Genomic DNA, 2,703 nt, shown 5'->3' on the forward strand with positions numbered 1-2,703 from the left:
ATCGGTCACACAGTAGTATTTAGCCTTACGAGATGGTCCTCGCTGATTCACACGGGATTTCACGGGCCCCGTGCTACTCGGGATACAGTCACGCTCTTTTCTACTTTCGACTACAGGACTTTCACCTTCTCTGGTGCAGCTTTCAACTGCTTTGTCTAGCTTGAAGATACGTTAATTGACTGTCCCACGACCCCAGAAGTAAAAACCTCTGGTTTAGGCTGTTTCCCGTTCGCTCACCACTACTTGGGAAATCGCTATTGCTTTCTCTTCCTCCAGCTACTAAGATGTTTCAATTCGCTGGGTTCGCCGCTATCAGTCTATGTATTCAACTGATGCTTACTGGGTTGCCCCATTCGGACATCTCCGGATCAATGCTTGCTTCCAGCTCCCCGGAGCTTATCGTCGGTCGCCACGTCCTTCTTCGCCTCTGTGTGCCTAGGTATCCACCGTTAGCCCTTTGTAACTTGACCACTTGATTTTTTCATGGTGGTCGCTTGTCAGATGCTCCAATTGCTCGGATGACTGACACGCTTTGATGACTTAATTTCTATGCAGTTTTCAAGGTTCTGACTAGAGTTCTAGACTCCAGCATTCCGACTTTCACTCTCGATAGTCTAGGTGCTGATTTCTATGCTTTTGTAGTTGGTTACAGTTAGTGAGAGTGGAGGTAAGCGGACTCGAACCGCTGACTTCCTGCGTGCAAGGCAGGCGCTCTACCAACTGAGCTATACCCCCACTAAGCAAGTTCTGATTTGGATTTTATGAGTCCTGAATTAATCATTGATTATCCACTACTCATTACTGACAATTCATCACTTTTTTTCCAGGTGGGCCATCCTGGATTTGAACCAGGGACCTCACCCTTATCAGGGGTGCGCTCTAACCAACTGAGCTAATAGCCCGCGATTTCCGAACCAGTTAATAGTTTGAAAGCTTTGACATCTATTCCTCGAACGACCAGGGATGACTGACAACGACCTATTGTTTAGGTTCGGTCGACTATCAGATGGTCTCCCTAAAAGGAGGTGATCCAGCCACACCTTCCGGTACGGCTACCTTGTTACGACTTCACCCCAGTCATCAGCCCTGCCTTCGGCATCCTCCTCCTCGAAAGGTTAGAGTAATGACTTCGGGCGTGGCCAACTTCCATGGTGTGACGGGCGGTGTGTACAAGGCCCGGGAACGGATTCACCGCAGTATGCTGACCTGCGATTACTAGCGATTCCGCCTTCATGCAGGCGAGTTGCAGCCTGCAATCTGAACTGAGGCAGGGTTTACGGGATTAGCTCGCCCTCGCGGGTTGGCTGCCCTCTGTCCCTACCATTGTAGTACGTGTGTAGCCCAGGACGTAAGGGGCATGCTGACTTGACGTCATCCCCACCTTCCTCCGGTTTGTCACCGGCAGTCTGTTTAGAGTGCCCAACTTAATGATGGCAACTAAACACGAGGGTTGCGCTCGTTGCGGGACTTAACCCAACATCTCACGACACGAGCTGACGACAGCCATGCACCACCTGTGTTCGCGCTCCCGAAGGCACTCTTCTGTTTCCAAAAGATTCGCGACATGTCAAGTCCTGGTAAGGTTCTTCGCGTTGCATCGAATTAAACCACATACTCCACCGCTTGTGCGGGCCCCCGTCAATTCCTTTGAGTTTCACACTTGCGTGCGTACTCCCCAGGCGGGATACTTAACGCGTTAGCTACGGCACTGTCCGGGTCGATACAGACAACACCTAGTATCCATCGTTTACGGCTAGGACTACTGGGGTATCTAATCCCATTCGCTCCCCTAGCTTTCGTCCCTGAGTGTCAGTTATGGTCCAGCAGAGCGCCTTCGCCACCGATGTTCTTCCTGATCTCTACGCATTTCACCGCTACACCAGGAATTCCCTCTGCCCCTACCATACTCTAGCTGTTCAGTTTCCACTGCCTTTCCGAAGTTAAGCCCCGGTCTTTGACAGCAGACTTGAACTGCCACCTGCGGACGCTTTACGCCCAATCATTCCGGATAACGCTTGCATCCTCCGTCTTACCGCGGCTGCTGGCACGGAGTTAGCCGATGCTGATTCCTCTGGTACCGTCAGGTTGCTTTCACAACTTTCTTCCCAGAGAAAAGGGGTTTACAACCCAAGAGCCTTCTTCCCCCACGCGGTCTTGCTCCGTCAGGCTTTCGCCCATTGCGGAAAATTCCCCACTGCTGCCTCCCGTAGGAGTCTGGGCCGTGTCTCAGTCCCAGTGTGGCTGATCGTCCTCTCAGACCAGCTACCGATCGTCGCCTTGGTGGGCCTTTACCCCCCCAACTAGCTAATCGGACGCGAGCTCATCTTCAGGCTATAAATATTTTCCCTTTCGGTACATCGGGGCTTAGCAGTCGTTTCCAACTGTTGTCTCCGTCCTGAAGGCAGATTCTCACGCGTTACTCACCCGTCCGCCACTAAGTATTTCTACTCCGTTCGACTTGCATGTGTTAAGCAGACCGCCAGCGTTCATCCTGAGCCAGGATCAAACTCTCCGTGTTGTTGAGTTCTTTTGGCTATAGTCAAGTTCTTTCTACTCAGCACCAAGGCTGGTTTTTTTCCCTTGACTTTTTTCTCGTTGTTTGCGATATTAAATATCAGCTCTCGCTTTTACTCTCTATCTTGATTTTTTTGACGAGGTTAATAGTGCTTTAAGCTTTCAAACTATTCTTTTTTCTAGGTTCAG

Annotated in this window: 2 tRNA genes and 2 rRNA genes (1 of these 4 running past the window's edge); all 4 read right to left on the reverse strand. The window is 50.7% G+C overall.

What is annotated here, in order from left to right:
* A 23S ribosomal RNA gene (locus QUA07_RS29490) occupies positions 1–470 on the reverse strand; it reaches 2,433 nt to the left of the window's first position.
* A 192-nt stretch (positions 471–662) separates the two neighbouring features.
* A tRNA-Ala gene (locus QUA07_RS29495) sits at positions 663–735 on the reverse strand.
* Positions 736–828: 93 nt separating this feature from the next.
* Positions 829–902, reverse strand: a tRNA-Ile gene (locus QUA07_RS29500).
* A 116-nt stretch (positions 903–1,018) separates the two neighbouring features.
* Positions 1,019–2,518 (reverse strand): 16S ribosomal RNA (locus QUA07_RS29505).
* Together the 16S and 23S rRNA genes with 2 tRNA genes alongside form the textbook arrangement of a ribosomal RNA operon.
* Positions 2,519–2,703: the final 185 nt, after the last annotated feature.

Origin of the sequence: Microcoleus sp. T3_A4, assembly GCF_036700465.1 — a bacterium.
In the GTDB taxonomy this organism is placed as follows: Bacteria; Cyanobacteriota; Cyanobacteriia; order Cyanobacteriales; family Microcoleaceae; genus Microcoleus.